Source organism: Bradyrhizobium sp. SZCCT0148 (genome assembly GCF_018129985.1).
Classification (GTDB): Bacteria; Pseudomonadota; Alphaproteobacteria; order Rhizobiales; family Xanthobacteraceae; genus Bradyrhizobium; species Bradyrhizobium japonicum_H.
Map to the genome: position 1 here is coordinate 403,651 of NZ_JAFCKT010000002.1, position 24,254 is coordinate 427,904.

Consider the following 24,254-nt stretch of genomic DNA (forward strand, 5'->3'; position numbering starts at 1 on the left):
GCTAGTCTCCTTCGTCAGGCTCGATCTCGCCACGCCGCGCGCGTTCGGCAGCAAGGCGATGTATCTTAGTGTTGGTCGGGGCCGGCTTCTTTTGCGGCTTGGTGTTCTTGGTAATCTTCGCGCTGATTTCGGCGTGCGGCGCAGCCGGCGGCTCCAGCCCGAGTTCGCGGCGCATCTGGCGCTCCTGGGCCTTGCCGCGGCGCATGGATTCCGCGATCAGATCGTCGGTCAGCACCAGCCGGGCCTCGCCGATATCTTCCATCGTCAGCAGGACGTCAGGATTGTCGGTCGCCTTGGCGTCGTCGCGACGCAGGTGCACCCGGTCGCCCTCGACGGCCCCGAGCTTGCCGCGGAACCGCTTGCGTCCCTCATGGGCGACGGCCATGTCGATCTTTACCAGATGGCCGGCATAGCGCTCGAAATCGGAACGACGGACCAGCGGCCGGTCGATCCCCGGCGAAGAAACTTCCAGCCGATAGGCGCGATCGATGGGATCGGCGACGTCGAGCACGGGCGACAACGCCCGCGAGATCGCCTCGCAATCCTCGAGCTGCATCGAGCCGTCCGGCCGCTCGGCCATGATCTGCACGGTGCAGCCGGCCTCGCCGGAAATACGGATCCGCACCAGCCGGTAGCCCATGCCCTCGAGCACCGGACCTGCGACTGCAGACACACGTGCCGCCACGCCCGGCTCGACCACGAGCCTCGGCTCGGCCAGCAACTCGGCATCGGTGGAACCAGTCGGTTCGGTCATATCGGAGATCAAGGCGCTCGTTGGATAAGGCTTGGGTTAAGGCTTGGTTAAGATTTCAAAGCCCGCTTCGGAACTTCCCGACAGCGCGTCGGGCTACCATCTTCCGCCAAGCCACGTTCGGGTAATAAAAAAGAGCGGGTCCTTTCGGGCCCACTCTCACTACGCGGATCGTATGAGAAGATGAATTGGCGCTGATATAGCGCTTTCTGTCCCTGCGGACAAGGCCCATCGCGGGCCAAGCAAGGCTTTTTGGGCCCGACGAGCGGCGTCCCCGGCCTAACGCTTCCTTCACCTCGGAGGTCTAAATTCCCTGATTGTGGGGCGGCTTGGACCAAGGGCGCGCCCGCGGCGTGCCCCCTACGAGTTTGCGTTTACATGACCGTTGCCACGTCGCTCATTCCCGGACTGGACGATATCGTAAAGCGCGGTGATCCGCGGCGACGCGGCGATATCGCGCGCGCCATCTCCGAACTGTTCTTCCAGGATTCCGCCAACCTCCGTCCCGAGCTCATCGATCTCTTCGACAATCTCCTGATCGATCTCGTCCCGCATGCGGAGCTTGCCTCGCGCGCCGACCTGGCCGAGCGCTTCTCGCAGTTGAACAATGCGCCGCCGCATCTGGTGAACCAGCTCGCGCGGGAGAACGAAATCGCGGTTGCAGGTCCGGTGCTGCGCCGCTCCCCCGTGCTCGATGACGCCGCGCTGGTCGAGATCGCGCGGTTGAAAGGTCAGGGGCATTTGCTAGCGATGACGGAGCGCCCCGCCCTGTCTCCCGTCATCACCGACGTGCTGGTCGAGCGCGGCGATCGCAATGTGGTGCGCCGCACCGCGGGCAATGCCGGCGCGGTGTTCTCGCCAGGCAGCTATTCCGAGCTGATCAAGCGCGCGGCGCATGACGGCGTGCTGACGCTCAAGATCGGCCAGCGCAACGATCTTTCGGGCGAGAACCTGAAAGAGCTTTTGGACGGTACGCTCGACGTCATCCGCCGTCGGCTCTCTAGCGTGGTCAACCCCGCGCGCCAGGTCGAGATCAAGCGCGCGATGGCTGCCATCGAGGAGGCCGCGCTGCCGCCAGGACCGCGGCGCGATTTCTCCGCGGCCCAGCGCACGGTGCTGGCGTTGCATCGCGGCGGCCATCTCGGCGAGAGCGCGCTGCTGGGCTTCGCCAAGGCGAACAAATACGAGGAATCGATCGCCTCGCTCTCGGCGATGGCCGGCATTCGCCTCTCGGTCCTCGATCGCCTGATCTCGGGCGATCGCTACGATCCGATCCTCATTCTCGGCCGCGTGCTCAATCTCGGCTGGCCCACGGTTCGCGCGCTCATCCTGCTCTGGTACGGCCCGCACCGCACGCCGGCCGATGCCGACATCGAGGCCGCGCGCGTCAATTTCACGCGCCTGATGCCGACGACTGCCGAGCGCGTCGTGAATTTCTGGCGCAACCGGCAGACGATCTAGAGCCGTCTGAACCGCAGATAAGCCGCCTTGCGTCCTTCGCGCGTCGCCTTTCGGCCGTAGCGCGTCATGGTGTAGCCCGCCCATGGCTGCCTGAAATCGTCGGCGCGCTCGGCAAGCCAGACGAAATCCTGCGAACGCGCAAGATGCGACAGGGTCCAGGCGCAGTAATCGTCGATGTCGCAGACGAAGCGGAATTCGCCGTTCGGCTTCAGCACGCGCGCCATTGCGGCGATCGTTCTGTCCTGGACGAAGCGCCGTTTCCAGTGCCGCCGCTTCGGCCAGGGATCCGGATGGATCAGGTCGATCCGCGACAGCGATGCCTTCGGCAGCCAGGCCAGCAGTTCGGCGGCATCGCCTGCAAACAGGCGGATGTTGCCGATGTTCGCGGCCTCGATCTGCGCGAGGATCTTTGCCATGCCGTTGACATAGGGCTCGCAGCCGATGAAGCCCGTCGTGGCGAAGCTTTGGGCCTCGGCCGCGAGATGCTCGCCGCCGCCGAAGCCGATCTCGAGCCGCACATCTTCAGCGGCGGGATCGAATATCTCGCTTGCATCCGCCGGCGTCTCGCCGTCGATGTCGAGCGCCAGATGCGGCAGCAGATGACCAATCAGCTCGGCCTGGTGCTGCCTGAGCTTGTGACCCTTGCGGCGCCCGAAGAACGCGCGCTCGCCGTCATCGCGATCGGAGTCCGATTTGCGCTCGCTCATCGCAGCGTCTGGTAAAGGCGATGGAGCAGCCGCGCGCGGGGGGCGAGCGACGAGATGTAGATCTGCTCATAATGGGTGTGCGCGCCCTTGCCGTCGACGCCGAGACCGTCGAGCGTCGCGGTATGGGCCGCGGTGAAATTGCCGTCCGAGCCGCCGCCGGTGTGGGTGTCGACCAGCTCGAAGCCGATCTCGCCGGCGAGCGTCTTCGCATGCTCGTAGAGCGAGGCGCCTGCGTTGCTCTTCTCGTAGGGCGGACGATTGAGCCCGCCGGTGACGGTGACGGTGACGCCGTCGGTCTTCGATGTCAGCCCAAGGATCTTGCCGACGAACTCCTCTGCGTCCCCGAGGCTCAGCACGCGCAAATCGACTTCGGCATAGGCTTCTTCGGGGGTAACGTTGGGGCGCGTGCCGCCACCCACGACACCGACATTGACGGTGACGCCGCGCGCGAGGTCGTTCATCCCTTCCAGAGCCAGGATGACGTTGCCGAGCTCGCGCACGGCGCTGCGGCCGTCTTCCGGCCGTGAGCCGGCATGCGCGGGCACGCCCTTGATTGAGACCTTGAAGCGTCCGACGCCCTTGCGTCCGGTCACGATCTTGCCGCCGTCGCGCGCCGGCTCCGTCACCAGCACGTATTTGGCCTTGCGCCCTTCCGCCTCGATGAGTGCGCGGGAGGTGGGGCTGCCGATCTCCTCGTCGGAGGTGAACAGATGCGTGATGCCGAGCGGCGAGCGATCGACTGTGGCACACAGTGCACGAAACGCGTGATGGGCGATGTAGGCGCCGCCCTTCATATCGTAGATGCCGGGGCCGAACGCGACGTCACCTTCGACCTTGAACGGCAGGCGCTGGATGAATCCCATGGGATGAACGGTATCGAGGTGGCTCAACACCAGGATGCCCGGCTGGTCCTGCCCCCAATTCGTGCGCGCGATGAGATGGTCGCCGCAGCCGTCGACGCCGGCGACGCGCTCCAGCGTGACGGGCAGATCGCGGTATTGCTCCGCGACGACGGACATCAGCCTGTTGACCTGCTCAGGCGCTTCCGTCGGCGTTTCGATCTCCACCCAGCGGCGGATGCCATCGAGAATAGTTTGGGAATCGAACCAATTGGAGGTGGTCATGCGCGCATCTGTGCCCTTGAATCGCATCATCGGAGTGGACACGCATCAAGGCGCGACCGGAAATGACGACATAGGCCAGATTTCACGCCGTCTCAAATCGCCATTGAGATCGCGCGTCAGCGTTTGTCGGGGCCTTCGCGGGCCGCGATCTGCTCGACGAGATCGACGATCGAGCGGCGCATCTTCGAATCGGTGATTCGCGTGAATGCCTTGGTCAGGGCAAGCCCTTCGGAGGTCGCGAGAAAGTCCGATACATAGGAAGGGGAGGCGCCTTCGCTGAAGCCATCCGGACCTGCCACGCCGCTTGGGCCACCCTCGAACAGGAACGACACCGGCACCTGCAGAATCTCGGCGATCTGCTGGATGCGGCTCGCGCCCACCCGGTTGGTACCCTTCTCGTATTTCTGAACTTGCTGGAAAGTCAGGCCCAAAGCTTCACCGAGCTTCTCCTGGCTCATGCCCAACATGATGCGGCGCATACGCACGCGACTGCCGACATATTTGTCAACAGGGTTGGGCGCTTTCGACATTTCCTCAGCCCTCCAAACACCACCTTCAGCGCAATCAACCGGAGTGCCTCTGGTGCAAGCAACGTCAAATCAAACCCTCTTATTGGGAAACATTGCGGAGAAATTTAGCAATGCACCACTGTCTTTTGCAGCCGGCGCAGAATGGGGAGCCCGCGTGCAGTCTGTCAACCGTGGGACTACGGTTGTCAAAAGCTTCCGGCCGCCTCCACGGCGACGGCGCGATCAGGCCTTCCGCTTGGCGGTGCGTCGGCGGACGGCAAGAAACACGGCCACTGCGACGAGCATGGCGGCAGGCACATCGCCCACCCGCGCATAGACGGTCGGTGAGATCGCGGCAGGGAGACTTGCATCCAAAATGCCTTCGATTCCGAGACCGAGGCTGGCGACGGTGCGGCCCATGGGATCGATCACCGCGGAGACACCCGTATTGGCGGAGCGGACGAGCGGCAAGCCGAGCTCGATGGCGCGCATCCGCGACTGCTCCAGATGCTGATAGGGGCCGGTCGAAATGCCGAACCAACCGTCATTGGTGAGGTTGATGATCCAGCCCGGTCGCTCGTTGCGTCCGGCCACCTCGCCGGGAAAGATCGCTTCGTAACAGATCAGCGGTAGCGCGGGAGGCGCGCCGGGCACCTGCAGCGCATGCCGCACCGTACCGGGAATAAAGCCGCCGCGCATGCGCGTCAGCTGCTCAAAACCGAGCCTCTCCATCAACGCCTGGTAGGGAAGAAATTCGCCGAAAGGCACCAAATGCAACTTGTCGTACACTGCGAGCACGCTGCCGTCGTGATCGATGACGTAGATCGAATTATAAGCACGCGTGATCGGCGTGCCGCGCGGCAGGTCGGGTGCGCGGACCGAACCCGTGATCAACACCGTGCCCTGAGGCAGAAGGTCGGCGATCTGCGCCATCGCGTCGGCTTCGCGGGTCAGGAAGAACGGAAAGGCGGATTCCGGCCAGATCAGGATGGTGGCATCGCGCACGCCGGTCGATTGCGGGCCGGAGGCCCGATCCGACAGCGCCAGGTATTTTTTCATCACCTCCGCTTTTGCGGCGTAGTTGAATTTGGCGTCCTGCTGCAGGTTCGGTTGCATCAGGCGCAGCTTGGCGCCTGAGACCATCGTGGTTGGATGCAGCGACAGGCGGATCGCGCCGAAGATGCTCATGACAAGCAGGAGCGCAATTGCGGCCGCCGGCGCGCGCCACGCCATGCGGCGATCGGGCGTGCGATCGATCAGTGTCGCGGGGCTCGCGAAGATCGCAACCGTCACGAACGTCATGCCCCACAGGCCGACCAGAGAGGCGGTCTGCGCCAGCGGCAGCGGCTCGGACAGTGCGTAGCCGAACGCGTTCCAGGGAAAGCCGGTCAGCGCGTGGCCGCGCAGCCATTCGCTGACCGTGAGGCTCGCGGCGAGCGCGAGCACGCGCGTGGCGTTCTTGGTCCAGAGCAGGCGGGCAAGCGCAAAGCCCACCGCAGTGAATATCGACAGATAGGCCGGCAGGCCGAGCACGGCGAACGGTGTCAGCCAAGCGAACACATCCGCATCGACGAAGAAAGCGTAGCCGATCCAGTAGAGGCCGGGGACGAAATAGCCGAGCCCGAACCAGTAGCCGGTCAGTGCTGCGGCGGGGACGCCGCGATAGCGTCCGGCGCCGGCGCCGTCGATCAGCCAGACCAGCACCGGGAAGGTGATGAACAGCACCGGAAACAGGTTGAACGGCGCCAGCGCCAGCACCGACAGCGCTCCGCACGCCATGGCGATGACGGCGCGCTTCCATCCCCAGGTGAGGATGATGGCAAGCGCAATTTGTCGAAGGCGCTGGAACGGGCTCACTGCTGGCCGGTCCCGTCGCTCGGCGGCGGGGTGGGCGTGTCATTGGCCGGCGGTTGACCGCTGTCCGGCGCGGCCTCGCGGCGCCGGGTCTCGCGCTGGGTGCGCGGCGCGGGGCGCTCCTTCCGCGTCGAGATGCGCAGCCGCTTGACGCGGCGCGGATCGGCATCGAGCACCTCGATCTCGTAATTGCCGGGACCCGAGATCACCTCGCCGCGCACCGGCAGGCGCCCGACGAAGCTGACGAGGTAGCCGCCGAGCGTCTCCACTTCCTCGCCGGCCTCGCCGGTGACGAAATCCTCGCCGATCACGGTGCGAACGTCGTCGAGGCTGGCGCGGGCGTCGGCGATGAAGGCGTTGTCTGGCAGGCGAACGATCGAGGGCGGCTCGTCGCTGTCGTGCTCGTCGTCGATCTCGCCGACGATCTGCTCGACGATGTCCTCGAGCGAGACCAGTCCGTCGCTGCCGCCATATTCGTCGACCACGAGCGCCAGGTGGATGCGCGTGGCCTGCATCTGCGCCAGCAGGTCGATTGCCCGCATCGAGGGCGGCACGTAGAGCAGCTTGCGGATGATGCGCGCATCCTCGAGCGGCATCGCGAGATCGACGGCGCGGAGGTCGAGCCCGGCCGGCAGCGGCTTCTTGCGCTTGGTCTTGGTCGCTTCCGACACGCGGGCACGCGAGGTCATGAAAGCGAGCAGGTCGCGGATGTGGACGATGCCGACGGGATCGTCGAGCGTCTCGTTGAAGACCACGAGGCGCGAATGGCCGGCACTCTCGAAGCGGTCCATCAACTCGCCGAGCGGGATGTCGCGCTTGACCGCGACGACGTCGGCGCGATGGACCATGACGTCGGCGATGCGGCGCTCGTGCAGACCGAGGATGTTGCGCAGCATGGTGCGCTCGACTGCCGAGAAGCCGGTGTCGTCGGGCGTCGTCGCATCGAGCACGACCTGGAGGTCGTCGCGCACCGATCCCGCCTTCCAGCCGAACAGCGTGCGAATGGCGCGCAGAAGCCAGCCATCGGCGGTCGGGCGCATCACCTCGCCCTGGGTCACCACGACCGGCAAATTGGCCGAGTGGCGCGGATTGTCTTGGATCGGGTCGGAGTCCGGCATCTCAGTGCGTCCCTGCGCGGTCTGCATAGGGATCGGGAATTCCCAGGTGAGCCAGGATCTGCGTCTCCAGTGCTTCCATCTCCTCGGCGTCGCCGTCGTTCTCGTGATCGTAGCCGATCAGGTGCAGGAAGCCGTGCACGGCGAGATGGCTCAAATGGTGGTCGAACGGCTTTTGTTCCTCGTCCGCCTCGCGCCGCATGGTCTCGTAGGCGATCGCGATATCGCCGAGCATGCGCGGTGCATCGCCCGGTTTCCACTCGCCCTCCGGCTGGAGCGCGGGAAACGACAGCACGTTGGTCGGCTTGTCGATGCCGCGCCAATTGCTGTTGAGGGTACGGATGCCGGCATCATCGGTCAGCATCACCGCCACTTCGGCGTCGGCAACGTCTTCGTCGACGCTTTCGGCCGCGGCGGCGACCGCGCGCTGGATCACGGCTTCGGAATCGGGCTCGCTTTGCCAGCAATCGGCAACGACGAGGACCTCGGTCATGGGAAGATTCGGTTGCGACATTGTCTTTGTTCGGAACGATGAGGCGCCGTATCCGCGCCCTCTGGGTCCGGTTGTTGCCTCGTCAGGATTTGCCGGCGGCCGGCCGCTGCGGCGAGCCTTCGTAGGCGGCGACGATCCGCGCCACGAGTTCGTGGCGGATCACGTCCTCGGCCTTGAAATGCACCTGGGCAATGCCCTCGACGCCGCCCAGGAGGCGGGTCGCCTCGGCCAGGCCCGAGGTCTGGCCGTTCGGCAGATCGATCTGCGAGGGGTCGCCGGTCACGATCATGCGGCTGTTCTCGCCGAGGCGCGTCAGGAACATCTTCATCTGCATCGATGTGGTGTTCTGCGCCTCGTCAAGGATGATGGCGGCGTTGGTGAGGGTGCGGCCGCGCATGAAAGCGAGCGGCGCGATCTCGATCTCGCCGGTCTGGAGCGCACGCTCGACGATGCGCGCATCCATGAGGTCGTAGAGCGCGTCGTAGATCGGGCGCAGATAAGGATCGACCTTCTCGCGGAGATCGCCGGGCAGGAAGCCGAGCCGCTCGCCGGCTTCGACCGCCGGACGCGACAGGATGATCTTGTCGACTTCCTTGCGCTCGAACAGCTGCGCGGCATGCGCGACCGCGAGCCAGGTCTTGCCGGTACCGGCCGGGCCGATGCCGAACACCAGCTCATGGCGCTTCAGTGCGCGGATATAGGAATCCTGCGCGGCCGTGCGTGCGCGCACCGGGCGCTTGCGCAGATTGATGCTGTCGAAGGCCGCCGATTTGGCCGATTTGGCGTCGAACTCGAACAGCGAGCCTTGCGCGATCACGGCGCGAATCGCGCCCTCGACCTCGCCTTGGTCGAGATCCTGCCCCTTCACGGCCTGGGCATAGAGCGTTTCGAGCACGCGGCGAGCGGCGTCGCAGCCATCGCGCGAGCCGCCGATGGTGATGTGGTTGCCTTTGGAGTCGACGACGACGCCGAGCCGCCGTTCGATCTGGGCCAGATGCTGGCCGTAGGGGCCGACCAGCGCAGAAGCGGCGCGGTTGTCGTCGAAGTCGATGACGACCTGGGTCTCGGGCGGAACTTGCATGTCGCGGTCAAATTTGCGGCTGGGAGCGAGCGAAGACGAATCCGATGCGCTTTTGGGCAAGGGTTCAGGCTCCAGTGGCTTGCGATAAAACGGGCTCGCGCGCGCCGTGCGGGGTCACGAGCTCGCCGAGGAAACTGTAGCGTTCGAGGCTGTCGATCCTGACAGGCAGGATCTGTCCGATGATGTCGGGCGAGGCCATCACATGGGCAGGCTGCAGGAAAGCGGTGCGGCCGACGATCTGGCCGTGCTTGCGCGCCGGACGCTCGAACAGCACGTCGACCGTTGAGCCAATCGCGGCCTTGTTGAAGGCCGATTGCTGGCTGTCGATCAGTTCCTGGAGCCGCTCCAATCGCTGGTCCATTTCGGCGGGGGACACCGTCTCCTGCATATCCGCGGCCGGCGTTCCCGGCCGGGCGGAGTATTTGAACGAATAAGCAGCAGCGTAGCCGATTTGCGTGACAAGCGCGAGGGTGGCGAGAAAATCTTGCTCGCTCTCGCCGGGGAAGCCGACGATAAAATCTGATGAAAAAGCAATGTCTTGGCGCGCAGACCGGAAACGGTCGATGACATTGAGATAATCATCGGCGGTATGTTTGCGGTTCATGGCCGCCAGAATCCGGTCCGAGCCCGACTGCACCGGCAGGTGCACGAACGGCATCAGGGCACCGAGATCGCGATGGGCAGCAATCAGGCTGTCGTCGACGTCGCGGGGGTGGCTGGTCGAGTAGCGCAACCGCGCGATGCCGGGAATCGTCGCCAGATGTTCGAGCAGCCTGCCGAGCGGCCAGGTTTTCCCGTCCGGCCCATCGCCATGATAGGCGTTGACGTTCTGCCCAATCAGCGTGAGCTCGCGCACGCCGTTGTCGGCGAGCCGCTTCACGTCGTCGACGATCTTCGCCACGGGCCGGGACACTTCGGCGCCGCGCGTATAAGGCACCACACAGAAGGTGCAGAACTTGTCGCAACCTTCCTGCACCGTGACGAAAGCGGAAATGCCGCGCGCGCGGATTGCGTCGGGCTTGGGTTGGGCGAGAAAGCCGAACTTGTCCTGGGCGGGAAACTCGGTCTCGATCGCCCGGCCTTCGTCGCGCGCACGCTTCAAGAGCTCGGGCAGGTGATGATAGCTCTGCGGGCCGACAACGACATCGACCACCGGCGCGCGTCGTGTGATCTCCCCGCCTTCGGCCTGCGCCACGCAGCCCGCGACCGCGATCTGCATCACGCGCCCGGCGCGGGCGGCCTCGTCCTTGGCGACGCGCAGCCGGCCGAGCTCGGAATAGACCTTTTCGGAGGCCTTCTCGCGGATATGGCAGGTGTTGAGGATGACCAGGTCGGCGTCGTCAGCGCTGGCCGTCTCCACGAATCCTTCCGGAGCCAACGTGTCCACCATGCGCTGGGCATCGTAGACGTTCATCTGGCAGCCATATGATTTGATGTGCAGCTTGCGCGGCGGCGTCATGGAACCCGGAATTTGGTGGAGGACAGCGATCAAATATAGGTTGGACGCGAGAAAATCCAGCCAATGGGGTGCGGAAGGCTCGTTAGCGGCGCCAAGCGGCCGCCAAGTGCGGAATCGCGAGCTTTGGCGTCAGATTCAGCCCGCCCGAGTGTCCAAAGCGACCCGCCGGACCAACTCCGGCAATTGCCGCATATCATCGAACGTCAATGCGGCGCCGGCGGCGCGCAGCCTTTCAGCGTGCCCCGGCGGGCAATGGCTGCCGCCGTGAAAGCCCAGCACGGTCATCCCGGCGGCGCGCGCGCCGGTGACGCCGGGCACGCTGTCCTCGATCACGAGGCACCGTTCCGGCGCGATCTTCATCTGTCCGGCGGCAAACAGGAACAGATCGGGCGCGGGCTTGCCGCGCGCGACCTGGCTTGCGGAAAAGATGTGGGGGGCGAGCAGGTCGTAGAGGCCGGCGCAGGTCAGCCCGTGCGTGATCTTCTCCGGCGTGCCACTCGATGCGACGCATTTGGGCAGATCGATTGCACCGATCGCCGCCGCAACATGGGTGATCGGCTGCAGATCGCTGGCGTAGAATTGCAGCGTCGCCGCGCTGATCTGCTGCTCCAGATCATCCGGGAGACTGCGGCCGATCTCCTGTTCGACCATCCGCCGCGCGTCCTTTTCCGATACGCCGAGGAAGCGGACCAGCACCTGCTCCGACGTGATCGGATAACCGTGTCGCGTCAGCACGTCGGCATGGGCGCGACAGGAGATCACCTCGCTGTCCACGAGCACGCCGTCGCAGTCGAAGATGATGAGGTCTGCGGGCACTAAACTTAAGACGTCGGCTTGTCGTCGTCGAGCGGGACGCAATAGAGCTCGAGCCGGTGGTCGACAAGCTTGTAGCCGAGCTGGCGGGCGATTTCCGCCTGTAGCTTCTCGATCTCTTCTGAGGTGAACTCGATCACCTTGCCGTCCCGCAGATTGATGAGGTGGTCGTGATGGCTGTCACGCATCTGCTCGTAACGCGCGCGGCCTTCGCGGAAATCATGGCGCTCGATGATGCCCGCATCCTCGAACAGCTTGACGGTGCGGTACACCGTCGAGATCGAAATCTTGTCGTCGACCGCGACACAACGCCGGTACAATTCCTCGACATCGGGATGATCGACCGCCTCCGCGAGCACGCGGGCGATCACACGGCGCTGCTCGGTCATGCGCATGCCGGTGGCGGCACAGCGCGCTTCGATGCCGGACGCCTTGGATGCGGAAGAAGGTTTCAGTGCGGTCATCTTTTGTCTGCCTGGCGGGGCGCTTTCTGCCATCAATGTTACGACAAGTCACGTCGCATCAGAAGGGCGTTCAATTGTTCCCCGTTCGGCTGCTTATAGTAGCGTTCGCGGCGCCCGACCACCACGAATCCGGCCCTGTCATAGAGCCGCCGCGCCGGCTGGTTGTTTTCCTCGACCTCGAGAAATATTGTGCGGACGCCGCGCCCTGCGAGGTGGCCGAGATGGGTCATCAGCAGCGTGCGTGAGAGGCCGTGGCCGCGATAGGCCTCGTCCACCGCGATCGAGAGGATCTCCGCTTCATCTGCGCCGATCCGCGACACCGCGAATCCGACGGTCTTGCGGCCGAGGCGCAACCGATGCACGAGCGTGTTGCGCTCGCTGACCATGCTCTCGAATTCGCCCTCGCCCCAGCCGCGCGCGAAGGAGGCGCCGTGGAGCTGCGCCAGCCGCGCGGCGTCACGCACGGATGCGGGCTCGACGGCGGCGGTGCCGCCGCGCCACCATTCCGACAACCATCTCATCATGGGATCGCGGCTTGTGCTGCAAACGGCGGCTGTGCCGCCGGCTTGGCGTCAGGCGCTTTCAGATAGAACGGCCGCGCCGGATTCGTCGCGGGATCGGCGGCAGCGCCGAGCCATGCGACCCAGCCGATATCGGGCGCGGGCTGCGCGTCGACTGTAACCGGCTGCGTGACATCGTTCGGCCAGCGCCCGGCGAGGATATTTGCGGCGTTGCCGACCAGATGCGGCGCGCCAAACTGCGAGGCTGCGATCGCCGCGTCGACGGACGCGACGCTCGGCCGCACCAGCTGGCTGCCGTCGCCGGCGACGATCTGGAAATAGACGTGGTCGTGGCGCGCGTCGATCGCGGAGATCACGGGTGCCGATTGGCTCTGACCAACGATGGCGGCCGCATAGGCCGACAAGGTGGTCAGGCCGATCGCCGGCCGCTCCGCCGCGAGCGCAAGACCGCGTGCCGCGGAAATGCCGACGCGCAGGCCGGTGAAGCTTCCGGGGCCGACGGTTACCGCGATGCGGTCGAGAGCGGTGAAGGCGAGACTGGCCGATTGCATGACGCGCGCGATCATCGGCATCAGCGCCTCGGCATGGCCGCGCTTCATGAGGAGCTGCTCCTGCGCGAGGAGCTCGGCCGCTTCGGTGTCGAGCACGGCAACGGAGCAGGCGTCGAGCGCGGTATCGATGGCGAGGATCAGCATCGAATCAGCTTAATCGGTCGGGCCGCGGTCGAACCAGTCCAAGTTTGGTTTCTCGACAGATGCACGATCAGCCCCGTAATTCTACGTGGGCGCGAAATTGCTGGAAATTCGCGCACCCTTCCTTAAGCAGAGACGCTGATTTGCAACCTTGGGGATAGCTAAGTGTTTGAAATATTTTCATTTTAAGAAATCATTAGCAAACCGGTGACACCGTCAACGGGTGGGAGAGACGAGTCAGTGAGGACTCGGACGGGATACTTCGGCAGATCAAGCCGGCCCCGTTGCAGTCATTCGGAAAGGTTCATTTATGTCTTTTTGGCGAAGCGGTTCTTCGGCTAAGGAGGCTTTGGCTCAAGTCATCGCACTCGGCAAGTCACAGGCGGTGATCGAATTCAATCTCGACGGCACCATCATCACGGCCAACCAGAATTTCCTGGACGTGATGGGCTACCGCCTCGACGAGATCGCCGGCAAGCACCACAGCGTGTTTGTGATGCCGGAGGAACGGGGCAGTGCGGCCTATCGCGACTTCTGGGCGCGGCTTGGTCGCGGCGAATATCAGGCTGCCGAATACAAGCGGCTCGGCAAGGGCGGCCGCGAGATCTGGATCCAGGCGTCCTACAACCCGATCATCAACGAGGCCGGCAAGCCGATGAAGGTGGTCAAGTTCGCGACCGACATCACCGCGCGCAAGATCCGCAGCCTGGAGGATGCCGGAAAGATTTCCGCGATTGGCCGCGCCCAGGCGGTGATCGAGTTCAACCTCGACGGCACCATCATCACCGCCAACGAAAATTTCCTGAGTGTGATGGGCTATTCGCTCGACGAGATCCAGGGCCGGCATCACAGCATGTTCGTTGGAGCGGGCGAGCGCGACAGCGCGGCCTACCTAGAGTTCTGGGCGAACCTTGCGCGCAGCGAATTCCAATCAGCCGAGTACAAGCGTTTTGGCAAGGGCGGCAAGGAGGTCTGGATTCTCGCCTCCTACAATCCGATCCTCGATGACACCGGCAAGCCGTTCAAGGTGGTGAAGTTCGCCACCGATATCAGCGCGCAAAAGCTGTCAAACGCGAATTTCGTCGGGCAGATCGAGGCGATCGGCAAATCGCAGGCCGTGATCGAGTTCGACATGGACGGCAAAGTTTTGACCGCCAACGAGAACTTCCTCGGTGCACTCGGTTACACGTTGTCCGAGATCGTCGGCAAGCATCACGGCATGTTCGTGGGCGCCGATGAGCGCGGCAGCGAAGCCTATCGTACGTTCTGGGCGAGGCTGAACGCAGGTGAATTCCAGTCCGGCGAATATTAGCGTGTCGGCAAGGACGGCCGGCAAGTCTTCATCCAGGCCTCCTACAACCCGATCCGTGATCTCAACGGGAAACCGTTCAAGGTCGTGAAATACGCATCCGACACCACGGCCCAGGTGATTGAGCGCAAGCGCAGCGAGAAGGTGCGCGACATGATGGAATCGGTTGCCGCCGGCGCCGAGGAGTTGAACGCCTCCGTGCGCGAGATTGCGGAGGCGATGACCCGCTCGCGCGAGACGGCATCGACCGCGGTGGGGCGGGTCGAGGCAGCGGACCAGCAGGCGCAGCGGCTGACGCAGGCGGCGGAGTCGATGAGCATGATCGTGCAGCTCATCGGCAACATCACCGGCCAGATCAATTTGCTGGCGCTGAATGCGACCATCGAATCCGCGCGTGCCGGCGAGGCCGGTCGGGGCTTTGCGGTGGTGGCGTCGGAAGTGAAGAACCTCGCCAATCAGGCCAAGCAGGCGGCCGACCGGATCGAGCAGGAGATCGGCAATCTGAACGGCATCTCGGTCGACGTCGTTGGTGCGCTGGATGCGATCAAGAGCGCGATACAGGGTGTCAACGAGTATGTTTCGTCAACGGCCGCTGCGGTTGAGGAGCAGAGCACGGTCACCCAGGAAATGTCGGCCAGTATGCGCAGGGCCGCGGAAGAGGCCGCGGGCATAGGCCAGGCGGCGTAGCTTCAGTTGTCATTCCGGGGCGGTCCGTAGGACCAAATCCGGAATTTGCAGATGCTCAGGTGCACAATTGCGCACCTGAATTCGATGCTTTGCATCGCCCCGGAATGACGAATTCGTCGTTTACATCGGTCGCACTTCGACCACGTCGGGCACGAAGTGCTTGAGCAGGTTCTGGATGCCATGCTGGAGCGTTGCAGTCGATGACGGGCAACCGGCGCACGAGCCCTTCATGTTGAGATAGACGATGCCGTCCTTGAAGCCGCGGAAGGTGATGTCGCCGCCGTCATTGGCGACCGCTGGCCGCACGCGGGTTTCGATCAGGTCCTTGATCATGTCGACCGTTTCCGCATCGGCCTCGTCGAAGAATTCGTCCTCATCGTCGAGATCGGCAGCGCTCTGGGCTGCGCCATCGGCGAGCAGCGGCGCGCCGGACATGTAGTGCTCCATGATGGCGCCGAGAATCGCGGGCTTGAGCTGCTGCCATTCACCGTTCGCCTTGGTCACGGTGATGAAATCCGATCCGTAGAACACGCCGGTGACGCCGGGCACCTCGAACAGCTTTTCGGCAAGCGGCGACTGCGCAGCCGCTTCGCGGCTGGCAAACTCCATCGGGCTGCCGTCGACCACGGCGCGGCCGGGAATGAACTTCAGCGTGGCGGGATTGGGGGTGGCTTCGGTTTGAATGAACATGGTTTTCTCCAGACGTCGCCGGTTCAAGGCCGGCGCGTAGCCTATTCCCTAGCAGATGGCGACGGGGAACGCACGATCAAGGGGCGAGATGGCCGTTCCGTTGTTGTATCAGCAGGTTAGGGGCTCTTACCCGCCCTCCAGGGGAGGGCAGGCGAAACCGAGCTACGACAGCGAATCCACGCTCGCATCGCTCAGCGCACCGGAGATGATCGTGACCGGCACAGGAAACGTCCCCAATTCATGCGCCAGCAGGTTGACCAGCGGTCCCGGCCCTTCCGCGCCCGGATTGGCGGCGAGCACCAGCATGGCGATGTCGGGGTCCTCGTCGATCACCGCGCGCAGCTGTTCCATCGGCACACCCTCGCGGATAACCCGCTCCGGCGTGATTGCGGCGATGCCGTTGGCACGGCCGGCGGCACGGTCGAGCGCGGCCTCCGCCGCTTCCTGCGCCTCGGCGCGCATGATGTCCGCCACACCAAGCCATTCCTGACTCTGCTGTTCGGGCTCGATGATCCGCAGCATCACCACGCCGCCGCCGGCGCGGATCGCCCAGCGACTGGCGTAGTAGACCGCGCGATCCCACTCTGCGGTATCGTCGACGATGACGAGGCATTTGGGTTTGTGACCCGGCTCGAAGCAAAGTCGCTTGCTGGTCATGCATGTCCCGGATTGTGCACGGCCGGCATGCTGCCACACTCCCGCAGCGTTGGGGAGAGGATATGCGGTCGGCGCTCTGGCGCCGACTGTCTTCAGCGCCGGCGGATGAAGCCGACGATATCCTTGGAGAGCTTCATCGTCTCGTCGGCGATGGCGCGGGCCCGATCGGAACCTTCATTCAGGATCGAATCGATATGGCCGGGATCGGCGACGAGGCGCTTCATCTCGCCGGCGATCGGCGCCAGCTTGGTGACGCACAGCTCCGCCAGCGCGTTCTTGAAGCTGGAGAACTGGCCGCCGCCGAATTCCCGCAGCACGTCCGCCTTGGCGCGGCCGGAGAGCGCGGCGAAGATGCCGACGAGGTTGTCGGCTTCGGGACGGGCCTCCAGGCCCTTCTCCTCCGACGGCAACGGCTCCGGATCGGTCTTCGCCTTGCGGATCTTCTGCGCGATGGTGTCGGCATCGTCGGTCAGATTGATGCGCGAATTGTCGGACGCATCCGACTTCGACATCTTCTTGGTGCCGTCGCGCAGGCTCATCACGCGCGTCGCCGGGCCCGTGATCAGGGGTTCCGGCAGCGGAAAGAACAGCCCGTCATTGGCGCCGAGGTTGCGGATCGAATCGCCAAAGTCGTTGTTGAATTTCTGGGCGATGTCGCGCGAGAGCTCGAGATGCTGCTTCTGGTCCTCGCCGACCGGCACATGGGTGGCGCGGTAGAGCAGGATGTCGGCGGCCATCAGCACGGGATAGTCGAACAGGCCGACCGAGGCATTCTCGCGGTCCTTGCCGGCCTTCTCCTTGAACTGGGTCATGCGGCCGAGCCAGCCCATGCGCGCGACGCAGTTGAAGATCCAGGCGAGTTCGGCATGGCCGGAGACCTGGCTCTGGTTGAACACGATGTGCTTCTTGGGGTCGATGCCGCTTGCAATGAACGCTGCGGTCACCTCGCGGGTATTGCGCGCAAGCTCGGCCGGTCCGCCCCAGACGTCCACGCCCTGCGTGATCGCGTGCATGTCGACGACGCAATAGATGCAGTTGTGGGTTTCCTGCATCTTCACGAAGTTGACGATGGCGCCGAGGTAATTGCCGAGGTGCAGATTCCCCGTCGGCTGGACGCCCGAAAAGACCCGTTCAACGAATGGCATGGCAGCTTTCCTGCAAGATACGGGGCGTCGTTTCCAACAGCGGCGCTGCCCCGTCAAGGGTATTTCTGTGAGCTCAGGCGCCCGGATCGGGCCGGGCGGGGCGCTTCAGGGCACCGGCCGCCTCGCGCCAGGACGCGACGCCGAGGATCTGCAGGAGCAAGCCATAGACGGCGATTCCTGCGGCGATCTGCAGGGCCAGCGCAATGAAACGGACCAGCCCGTGGGCCTCGGACGGCACGAGGCCCGCGCTCAGCCACAGCAGGGCGCCCATGGCGGTTGCGGCGAGCACGATCCGCGGCAGCCGCTTGCGGGCGGCGGCATCGACCGAGAAGCCGAACTCGGCCGTTCCTTTGCGGAGCAGCGAGAGCGCGCTGCTCCAGGCGCCTGCCGCGATGCTTGCGGCGATCCCGCTCGCGCCGAAGAAACGGCCGAGCAGGACCGCGAGCACGACCGCGACCACGAACCCTTTGGCCGTCGCAAGCAGCGGCGTCATCGTGTCGCCGCGGGCATAGAAGGCCGGCGACAGCGCCTTGATCAGCACATGCGCCGGCAGGCCCAGCGCCAGCCACATCAGCGCGCGCGCGGTCGCCGCGCTGTCCCCGGCACCAAACGCGCCATGCTCAAACAACAGCCGCACGATCGGTTCGGCCAGCACGATCAGGCCGAGCGTTGCAGGGAGCGCCAGCCCGGTTGCAAGCTCAAGCGCGCGCGATTGCGCATGCGCTACCGCATCAGGGTCCCCGCCACTCACCGCGCGCGTCAGCTCCGGCACCAGCACGGTGCCCATGGCGACGCCGACGATGCCGAGCGGCAGCTCGATCAGGCGATTGGCGAAGTAGAGCCAGGACACCGCGGACGGCGTCGCCGATGCGATGATCGCGCCGGCCACCATCAGCCATTGCGGGCCCGAGCTTGCGATCATGCCGGGGATCGCCTTGGCGAAGAAGCCGCGCATCTCCTTGTCGAAACTGACGCGCAGCGGAGTCGCGAGGCGCGCGCTGCGCTGCGACAACAGCATCAGGAGCTGAAGCAGGCCGGCGACGCCGACCGTGGCGGCCAGCAGCCAGGCGGCGAAGCCGGCGTCGGCGTGCCAGACAAGGAGCAAAGCGATCGCGGCGATCAGGGCGATATTGAATAGCAGCGGCGAGAACGCTGTGAGCGCAAAGCGTCCCTGCGCATTCAGCAGGCCCATCAGCACCGTGACGGGACCGGCGAAGGCGAGATACGGCAGCATCAGCCGCGCGTTCTGAACCGCGAGATCGAGCGTGTCCGTACCGAGAAAGCCGGGCGCGACGACCGTCATGATCAGCGGCATCAGCAGGGCAATGCCGAGCGAGATCGCGATCAAGGCCGCGCTGACGGTGCCGAGCACGCGTCCGGCGAATGCCGCCGCAACCGCCGCGCCATCGCGGTCACGGACGCGCAGCCAGGCCGGGACCAGTGCTGCGTTCAGCGCGCCCTCGCTGAGCAGCCGCCGCACCACGTTGACCAGCTGGAATGCGGCCAGGAACGCATCCGCCACCGCGCCGGTGCCGAGCAGCGCCGCGATCAGGGAATCGCGGGCAAAGCCCAGCAGACGCGAGGCCAGCGTTCCCGTCGAGACGGTCAGGAAGGAGCGGATCATCGGCGCTTTATCATACCGTTGCTTGCCCGCGCAGGCCCGGTCGTGATAGGCCGCGAGCCAGATTTCAGGCCGACAGGAAGCGGATTTTCGCAGGGTTCGCAATCCGCCAAACAGGATCAAGGTGAATGGCTGACGTGAAATATGACGTTCTCGGCATCGGCAACGCGCTGTTCGATGTGCTGGTCAGGACCGACGAGGCCTTTTTGGCCAAGCACGGTATGGCCAAGGGCAGCATGTCCCTGATCGACGAGGCGCGGGCCGCAGCCATCTACAAGGACATGGGGCCGGCGACGGAAGTCTCGGGTGGATCTGCCGCCAACACCATCGTCGGCATCGGCAGCCTGGGGGCACGTGCCGCCTATGTCGGCAAGGTCAAGGACGACCAGATCGGCAAGCTCTACGTCCACGACATCCGCGCAGCCGGCGTCGCCTTCAACACGCCCGCCGCGACGGACGGCCCCGCCACCGGCTGCTCCTACATCCTGGTTACGGATGACGGCGAGCGCACCATGAACACCTATCTCGGCGCCGCGCAGGACCTGTCGCCCGCCGACATCGACCCGGCCGAGATCGCGGCGGCCGGTATCGTCTATCTCGAGGGGTATCTCTGGGACCCCAAGAATGCCAAGGACGCCTTCGTCAAGGCAGCCAAGATCGCCCATGACGCCCGGCGCAAGGTCGCGCTGACGCTGTCGGATTCCTTCTGCGTCGACCGCTATCGCGACGAGTTTCTCTCGTTGATGCGCAACGGCACCGTCGACATCGTCTTCGCCAACGAGTCCGAGCTGCACTCGCTCTACATGACCTCCGATTTCGACACCGCGCTGAAGCAGCTGCGCAACGACGTCAATCTCGGCGTGGTCACCCGCAGCGAGAAGGGCTGCATGGTGGTGTCGGTGGAGGACGCCGTCGCAGCGCCCGCGTTCCCGGTCGATAAGGTGGTCGACACCACCGGGGCCGGCGATCTGTTTGCTGCAGGCTTTCTGTACGGCCTGTCGCGCAATCTTGCCTACAAGCAGTGCGGTGAACTCGGTGCGCTCGCGGCCGCCGAAGTCATCCAGCACATCGGCGCGAGGCCGCAGGTGTCGCTGAAGGAGCTGGCCGGCCAGCGCGGGCTGACGGCGTAGGGCGAAGTTGCGCCGTTTCGACAGACGCCATCGCTCGGCTTGACCGGGCGATCGAGGACTCCGGGACGGTTGTGATAGAAGCGAGGGGCCGTGGCGTGCTGGATTCCCCGCCTTCGCGGGGAACGACACTCGTCGTGTTGCGAGCGCGTCACGCCGTCTTCGCCGCCGTCAGCCCAAGCCGCTGCTCCACGGCATCGCGCATCACGAATTTCTGGATCTTTCCTGTCACCGTCATCGGAAACTCGTCGACGAACTCGACGTAGCGCGGGATCTTGTTGTGCGCGATCTGGCCGTCGCAAAAGGCGCGGACCTCCTCGGCCGTCAGCGTTTCGCCCGGCCTGACGCGGATCCAGGCACAAAGCTCCTCGCCGTAGCGGCTGTCGGCGACGCCAAAAATCTGCACGTCCTGAATCCTGGGATGGCGGTACAGGAATTCCTCGATCTCGCGTGGATAGAGGTTCTCGCCGCCGCGGATCACCAGGTCCTTGATGCGGCCGACGATGTTGCAATAGCCTGCGTCATCGATGGTGGCGAGGTCGCCGGTATGCATCCAGCCATTGGCGTCGAGCACGTCGGCCGTCTTTTCCTTCTCCTCCCAATATCCAAGCATGACGCTGTAGCCGCGGGTGCAGAGCTCCCCACGCTCGCCCCGCTTCACGATCTTGCCTTCGGTGTCGATCACCTTGACCTCGACATGCGGGTGGATGCGACCGACCGTGGAGACGCGCCGCTCGAGCGGATCGTCGGTCGCGCTTTGGAAGCTCACCGGGCTGGTCTCGGTCATGCCATAGGCGATCGTGACCTCGCGCATGTTCATCTCGGTGTTGACGCGCTTCATCACCTCGATCGGGCAGGGCGCGCCCGCCATGATGCCGGTGCGGAGTGATTTCAAATCGAAACTCTTGAAGTCGGGGTGATCGAGCTCCGCGATGAACATGGTCGGCACGCCATACAGCGCGGTGCATTTCTCCTGCTCGACCGCGCGCAGCGTGGCGAGCGGATCGAAGCCCTCGCCCGGGTAAACCATGGTGGTGCCGAGCGTGACCGAAGCAAGGTTGCCCATCACCATGCCGAAACAATGATAGAGCGGCACGGGAATGCAGATGCGATCCTGCTCGGTCAGGCGCATCGCGCGTCCCGTGAAATAGCCGTTGTTGAGGATGTTGTGATGGGTCAGCGTCACGCCCTTTGGCGATCCCGTGGTGCCGCTGGTGAACTGGATGTTGACGGGGTCGTCGAACTGAAGCGCAGCACCGAGCACGGCCAGCCGCTCGCGATGCTCCGCTCGGCCCATGCGCGCGACCTCCTCGAAAGGGATCGTGCCTGAAGCCGCCGGGCCGCCGATCTGGATCACCATGCGCAAGGCCGGCAATCGCGCCGCCTGCAGCCGTCCGGGCGTGGCGTCCGCCAGCTCCGGCAGCAGCGTGTTGAGCATCTCCATGTAATTGCTGGTCTTGAATGCGGTCGCGGTGACGATCGCCGCGCAGCCGACCTTTTTCAGCGCGAATTCAAGCTCGCTGAGCCGGTAGGCCGGGTTGATCGTCACCAGGATCAGGCCGGCCTTGGCGGCGGCGAACTGGGTCAGCGTCCATTCCGGCCGGTTGAGCGACCAGATGCCGATCCGCTCCCCGCGTTCGAGCCCGAGTGCGAGAAAGCCCGCGGCGAGCGCGTCGACCCGCTCCGCGAATTCCTTCCAGGTCCATCTGACGCCGTGGCTCGGCGAGACCAGCGCCTCGCGATCGCCCCAGCGCCGCACCGCGTGGTCGAGGCTGCGACCGATGGTGTCGCCGAGCAGCGGCGTGTCCGAGATGCCGCAAACGTAGCTGTCTGCCTGATCTGCCAAATCGAATTCCTCTTGTCATGGATGGTCGCCGCGGTCCCACCCCGGTCGTCATGCCCGGGCTTGTCCCGGGCATCCACGTTCTTCGTGCCGCAAGGTAAGGCGTGGATGGCCGGAACAAGCCCGGCCATGACGTTTGGTGAGAGCAGCGCGTCTCACGCCGCCTTCTGTCCGCTTCCCGCATCGAGCCCGGCATAGACGCCTCGCTCGAAGCCCGCGAAGGCCTCCAGGCACTTTCCATCCGCGAACGGCAGCAGCTGCATCAGGATCACGCCGGTGACGTCGCGCGCCGGGTCGATCCAGTAATAGGTGTTGGCGAGGCCCGCCCAGGCAAGGCTGCCGGCGCTGCGGCCTTCGGCCGTCTTGGCGGTATTGATCATGAAGCTGAGGCCCCACTTCTTCACCTGCTCCGGATAGAGATCGACGTCGTTGGTGTACATCGGCGCCGCCGTCGTCATCTTGGTCATGGCGAGATCGCCGATGTGGTTCTGCCCCATCGTCGCGACCGTCTCGGCCTTCAGCACCTGGTTGCCGTTGCCACGGCCCTTGTTCAGGATCATCTGGGTGAACTTGATGTAGTCGGCCGCGGTCGAATAAAGCCCGCCGCCACCCATGTGGAACTCCGGCTCCTGCTCGAGCTCGAACGGGATCGACGCGAGCTGGCCATCCTCGCCGCGCGCGTGCATGCCGACAAGGCGCTTGCGCATGCTCTCGGTGATCTTGAACGCCGTGTCGCTCATGCCGAGCGGGTTGAACAGATTGTCGCGCAAATAGGCATCCAGCCGCTTGCCGCTGACGGCTTCCACGGCCTTGCCGACGAAATCGATGTTGGTGCCGTATTCCCAGCGCGTGCCGGGGTCGGTCATCACCGGCGTCTTCAGCGCCGCGTTCTGGCAGGTGGTGATCGCGGGAATGCCGTTCTTGTCGAGATAGACCGCGAGATCGCCGTTCCACATATTGTAGCAGAAGCCGGCCGTGTGGGTCATGAGCTGACGCAGCGTGATCGGTCGCTTGGCCGGGCGCAGCTTGGCCTCGCCCTTGTCGTCGAAGCCTTCGAGCACCTGCGGATTGGCGAGATCGGGCAGCACCTCGCCGATCGGCGCATCCAGCGACAGCTTGCCCTGCTCGACCAGCTGCATCGCGCCCGCCGATGTCACCGCCTTCGTCATTGAGGCGATCCAGAACACGCTGTCCGCCGTCATCGCGTCGGGCTTGGACAGGTCGCGCTTGCCGAACGCGCCCTGATACAGCATGTCGTTGCCGCTGGCGGCGATGGCGACGACACCGGGGATATCCTTGGCATCGCTCTTCTGACGCAGGATTTCGTCGATCTCAGCTTTGCTTTGCATGGCGTTTCCTCGAGTTTGATTATTGTTGGCAGTGATCGATTGTCCTACCGCACGCCTCGCGCGGCAAGCGCGTCCCGAGGCCTGCGACGGTCGCGATGTCGTGACTTGACGGTCCGTGCCCGAGGCAGGACGACAAGCGTGCTGAACGGCGACACGCCGCCACAATCTGCGGTGGATGGCCGCATCTCGCCGTTACCGTGGATGGGCGCTGGCGAATATGATTCCGGTGTTTGAAGCACTTGAAACATTTTGTGCGTTGCGGCGTTCAGCATTCGGCCCAATCGGCGGCCGACGTTAAGACTTGATGCAAATTTGGCGGTCCTAGGGGGCCGTGAGGGGACCTCAGATGATTTCAACCTGGAGCGAATGGAAGCGCTATCCCCGTCCCGGACGGGGCGAGAACCTGGAAGCACCGATTTCGCCCGGGATCTACGAGGTGCGCATCGCCGGTACCGGCGCGCTTTATTCGTTCGGTGCAGTCGACAATCTGGCGCAATCCCTGGCGCTGCTGCCGGTCGGCTCGAAAAACTGGTTCGGCCGCCGCAACCAGTCCGACGTTCCCGATCTCGAATACCGGACCTGCGCAACTTCGTCGAAGGCCGACGCCAAAGCCGCGGCCGAGCGCATGATCGGTCGCCGCGAGACCTATATGAGCGGCGCGGCCTAAGGCCGCTGCCGCTTTAGCTCCCATCAGATGTGCGTTGTGGGACGGTGCATTGCGCGCCGCTTGTCCTTATATTCCGGCCGATCCGATCGCCCCAATTGATCGTTCGAGGAGTAAC

22 protein-coding genes and 1 pseudogene are annotated in these 24,254 nt (G+C 64.7%); 4 read left to right on the top strand and 19 right to left on the bottom strand.

The window, feature by feature from the left end; translation table 11 throughout:
* Position 1: 1 nt before the first annotated feature.
* Entirely contained in the window at positions 2 to 754 is a 753-nt protein-coding gene (gene rimP / locus JQ580_RS10350; RefSeq protein ID WP_212279893.1) for a ribosome maturation factor RimP, read from the bottom strand.
* Positions 755 to 1,129: 375 nt separating this feature from the next.
* Between rimP and JQ580_RS10355 the strand changes: the two genes are divergently transcribed.
* Entirely contained in the window at positions 1,130 to 2,212 is a 1,083-nt protein-coding gene (locus tag JQ580_RS10355) for a DUF2336 domain-containing protein (RefSeq protein WP_212279895.1), read from the top strand.
* On the opposite strand, the gene trmB is transcribed toward JQ580_RS10355, so the two are convergent.
* The 12 genes from trmB to tsaB form a co-directional block, all read right to left on the bottom strand.
* Positions 2,209 to 2,919, bottom strand: a complete 711-nt coding sequence (gene trmB, locus JQ580_RS10360) for a tRNA (guanosine(46)-N7)-methyltransferase TrmB (protein ID WP_212279897.1) — start codon at positions 2,917 to 2,919, stop codon at positions 2,209 to 2,211. The genes JQ580_RS10355 and trmB overlap by 4 nt on opposite strands.
* The gene (locus JQ580_RS10365; protein WP_212279905.1) at positions 2,916 to 4,073 is read right to left on the bottom strand and encodes a M20 family metallopeptidase; all 1,158 of its coding nucleotides are present in this window, start codon (positions 4,071 to 4,073) and stop codon (positions 2,916 to 2,918) included. The genes trmB and JQ580_RS10365 overlap by 4 nt, the downstream gene beginning before the upstream one ends.
* Before the next feature lie 86 nt (positions 4,074 to 4,159).
* Positions 4,160 to 4,573 (bottom strand): helix-turn-helix domain-containing protein, encoded by a 414-nt coding sequence (locus tag JQ580_RS10370; RefSeq protein ID WP_094894323.1) that lies wholly within the window; start codon positions 4,571 to 4,573, stop codon positions 4,160 to 4,162.
* Between the two features lie 222 nt (positions 4,574 to 4,795).
* Positions 4,796 to 6,409 (bottom strand): apolipoprotein N-acyltransferase, encoded by a 1,614-nt coding sequence (lnt, locus tag JQ580_RS10375; RefSeq protein ID WP_212279907.1) that lies wholly within the window; start codon positions 6,407 to 6,409, stop codon positions 4,796 to 4,798.
* Positions 6,406 to 7,524: a hemolysin family protein gene (locus JQ580_RS10380; RefSeq protein WP_249134080.1), complete on the bottom strand. Its 1,119-nt coding sequence runs from the start codon at positions 7,522 to 7,524 to the stop codon at positions 6,406 to 6,408. Before JQ580_RS10380 ends, lnt begins: the two co-directional genes overlap by 4 nt.
* Before the next feature lies 1 nt (position 7,525).
* Positions 7,526 to 8,035, bottom strand: a complete 510-nt coding sequence (gene ybeY, locus JQ580_RS10385) for an rRNA maturation RNase YbeY (RefSeq protein WP_212279916.1) — start codon at positions 8,033 to 8,035, stop codon at positions 7,526 to 7,528.
* 61 nt (positions 8,036 to 8,096) lie between these two features.
* On the bottom strand, positions 8,097 to 9,095 hold the full coding sequence (locus JQ580_RS10390; protein WP_106947419.1) for a PhoH family protein: 999 nt from the start codon (positions 9,093 to 9,095) through the stop codon (positions 8,097 to 8,099).
* 64 nt (positions 9,096 to 9,159) lie between these two features.
* Positions 9,160 to 10,554: a tRNA (N6-isopentenyl adenosine(37)-C2)-methylthiotransferase MiaB gene (gene miaB / locus JQ580_RS10395; protein WP_212279918.1), complete on the bottom strand. Its 1,395-nt coding sequence runs from the start codon at positions 10,552 to 10,554 to the stop codon at positions 9,160 to 9,162.
* A gap of 135 nt (positions 10,555 to 10,689) precedes the next feature.
* Positions 10,690 to 11,370, bottom strand: a complete 681-nt coding sequence (locus JQ580_RS10400; RefSeq protein ID WP_212279920.1) for an HAD family hydrolase — start codon at positions 11,368 to 11,370, stop codon at positions 10,690 to 10,692.
* A 5-nt stretch (positions 11,371 to 11,375) separates the two neighbouring features.
* Positions 11,376 to 11,831 (bottom strand): Fur family transcriptional regulator, encoded by a 456-nt coding sequence (locus JQ580_RS10405; protein ID WP_212279922.1) that lies wholly within the window; start codon positions 11,829 to 11,831, stop codon positions 11,376 to 11,378.
* 38 nt (positions 11,832 to 11,869) lie between these two features.
* On the bottom strand, positions 11,870 to 12,355 hold the full coding sequence (gene rimI / locus JQ580_RS10410; RefSeq protein ID WP_212279924.1) for a ribosomal protein S18-alanine N-acetyltransferase: 486 nt from the start codon (positions 12,353 to 12,355) through the stop codon (positions 11,870 to 11,872).
* A complete protein-coding gene (tsaB, locus tag JQ580_RS10415) occupies positions 12,352 to 13,047 on the bottom strand; it encodes a tRNA (adenosine(37)-N6)-threonylcarbamoyltransferase complex dimerization subunit type 1 TsaB (RefSeq protein ID WP_212279926.1) in 696 nt (231 codons plus the stop codon). The genes rimI and tsaB overlap by 4 nt, the downstream gene beginning before the upstream one ends.
* A gap of 307 nt (positions 13,048 to 13,354) precedes the next feature.
* Between tsaB and JQ580_RS10420 the strand changes: the two are divergent.
* A pseudogene (locus tag JQ580_RS10420) lies at positions 13,355 to 15,040 on the top strand (methyl-accepting chemotaxis protein).
* Positions 15,041 to 15,160: 120 nt separating this feature from the next.
* Here JQ580_RS10420 and JQ580_RS10425 read toward each other — a convergent pair.
* From JQ580_RS10425 to murJ, 4 genes are all read right to left on the bottom strand, one after another.
* Positions 15,161 to 15,730 (bottom strand): NifU family protein, encoded by a 570-nt coding sequence (locus tag JQ580_RS10425; RefSeq protein WP_212279928.1) that lies wholly within the window; start codon positions 15,728 to 15,730, stop codon positions 15,161 to 15,163.
* Between the two features lie 162 nt (positions 15,731 to 15,892).
* Positions 15,893 to 16,387: a universal stress protein gene (locus tag JQ580_RS10430; RefSeq protein WP_199580600.1), complete on the bottom strand. Its 495-nt coding sequence runs from the start codon at positions 16,385 to 16,387 to the stop codon at positions 15,893 to 15,895.
* A 92-nt stretch (positions 16,388 to 16,479) separates the two neighbouring features.
* The gene (trpS, locus tag JQ580_RS10435) at positions 16,480 to 17,532 is read right to left on the bottom strand and encodes a tryptophan--tRNA ligase (protein ID WP_212279930.1); all 1,053 of its coding nucleotides are present in this window, start codon (positions 17,530 to 17,532) and stop codon (positions 16,480 to 16,482) included.
* Positions 17,533 to 17,605: 73 nt separating this feature from the next.
* A complete protein-coding gene (gene murJ / locus JQ580_RS10440; protein WP_212279932.1) occupies positions 17,606 to 19,156 on the bottom strand; it encodes a murein biosynthesis integral membrane protein MurJ in 1,551 nt (516 codons plus the stop codon).
* A gap of 125 nt (positions 19,157 to 19,281) precedes the next feature.
* Here murJ and JQ580_RS10445 point away from each other — a divergent pair, with 125 nt between their 5' ends.
* Positions 19,282 to 20,283 carry an adenosine kinase gene (locus tag JQ580_RS10445; protein WP_212279934.1) on the top strand — a complete coding sequence of 334 codons (1,002 nt, stop codon included), beginning with the start codon at positions 19,282 to 19,284 and terminating at the stop codon, positions 20,281 to 20,283.
* Positions 20,284 to 20,431: 148 nt separating this feature from the next.
* Here the strand turns inward: JQ580_RS10445 and JQ580_RS10450 are convergent, their stop codons facing one another.
* Together JQ580_RS10450 and JQ580_RS10455 are read right to left on the bottom strand one after the other, a co-directional pair.
* Complete coding sequence (locus JQ580_RS10450) at positions 20,432 to 22,126, bottom strand: AMP-binding protein (RefSeq protein WP_212279936.1); 1,695 nt, start codon at positions 22,124 to 22,126, stop codon at positions 20,432 to 20,434.
* A 152-nt stretch (positions 22,127 to 22,278) separates the two neighbouring features.
* On the bottom strand, positions 22,279 to 23,472 hold the full coding sequence (locus JQ580_RS10455; protein WP_212279939.1) for a serine hydrolase domain-containing protein: 1,194 nt from the start codon (positions 23,470 to 23,472) through the stop codon (positions 22,279 to 22,281).
* A 346-nt stretch (positions 23,473 to 23,818) separates the two neighbouring features.
* Between JQ580_RS10455 and JQ580_RS10460 the strand changes: the two genes are divergently transcribed.
* Entirely contained in the window at positions 23,819 to 24,139 is a 321-nt protein-coding gene (locus JQ580_RS10460) for a hypothetical protein (RefSeq protein WP_212279941.1), read from the top strand.
* Positions 24,140 to 24,254 lie beyond the last annotated feature (115 nt).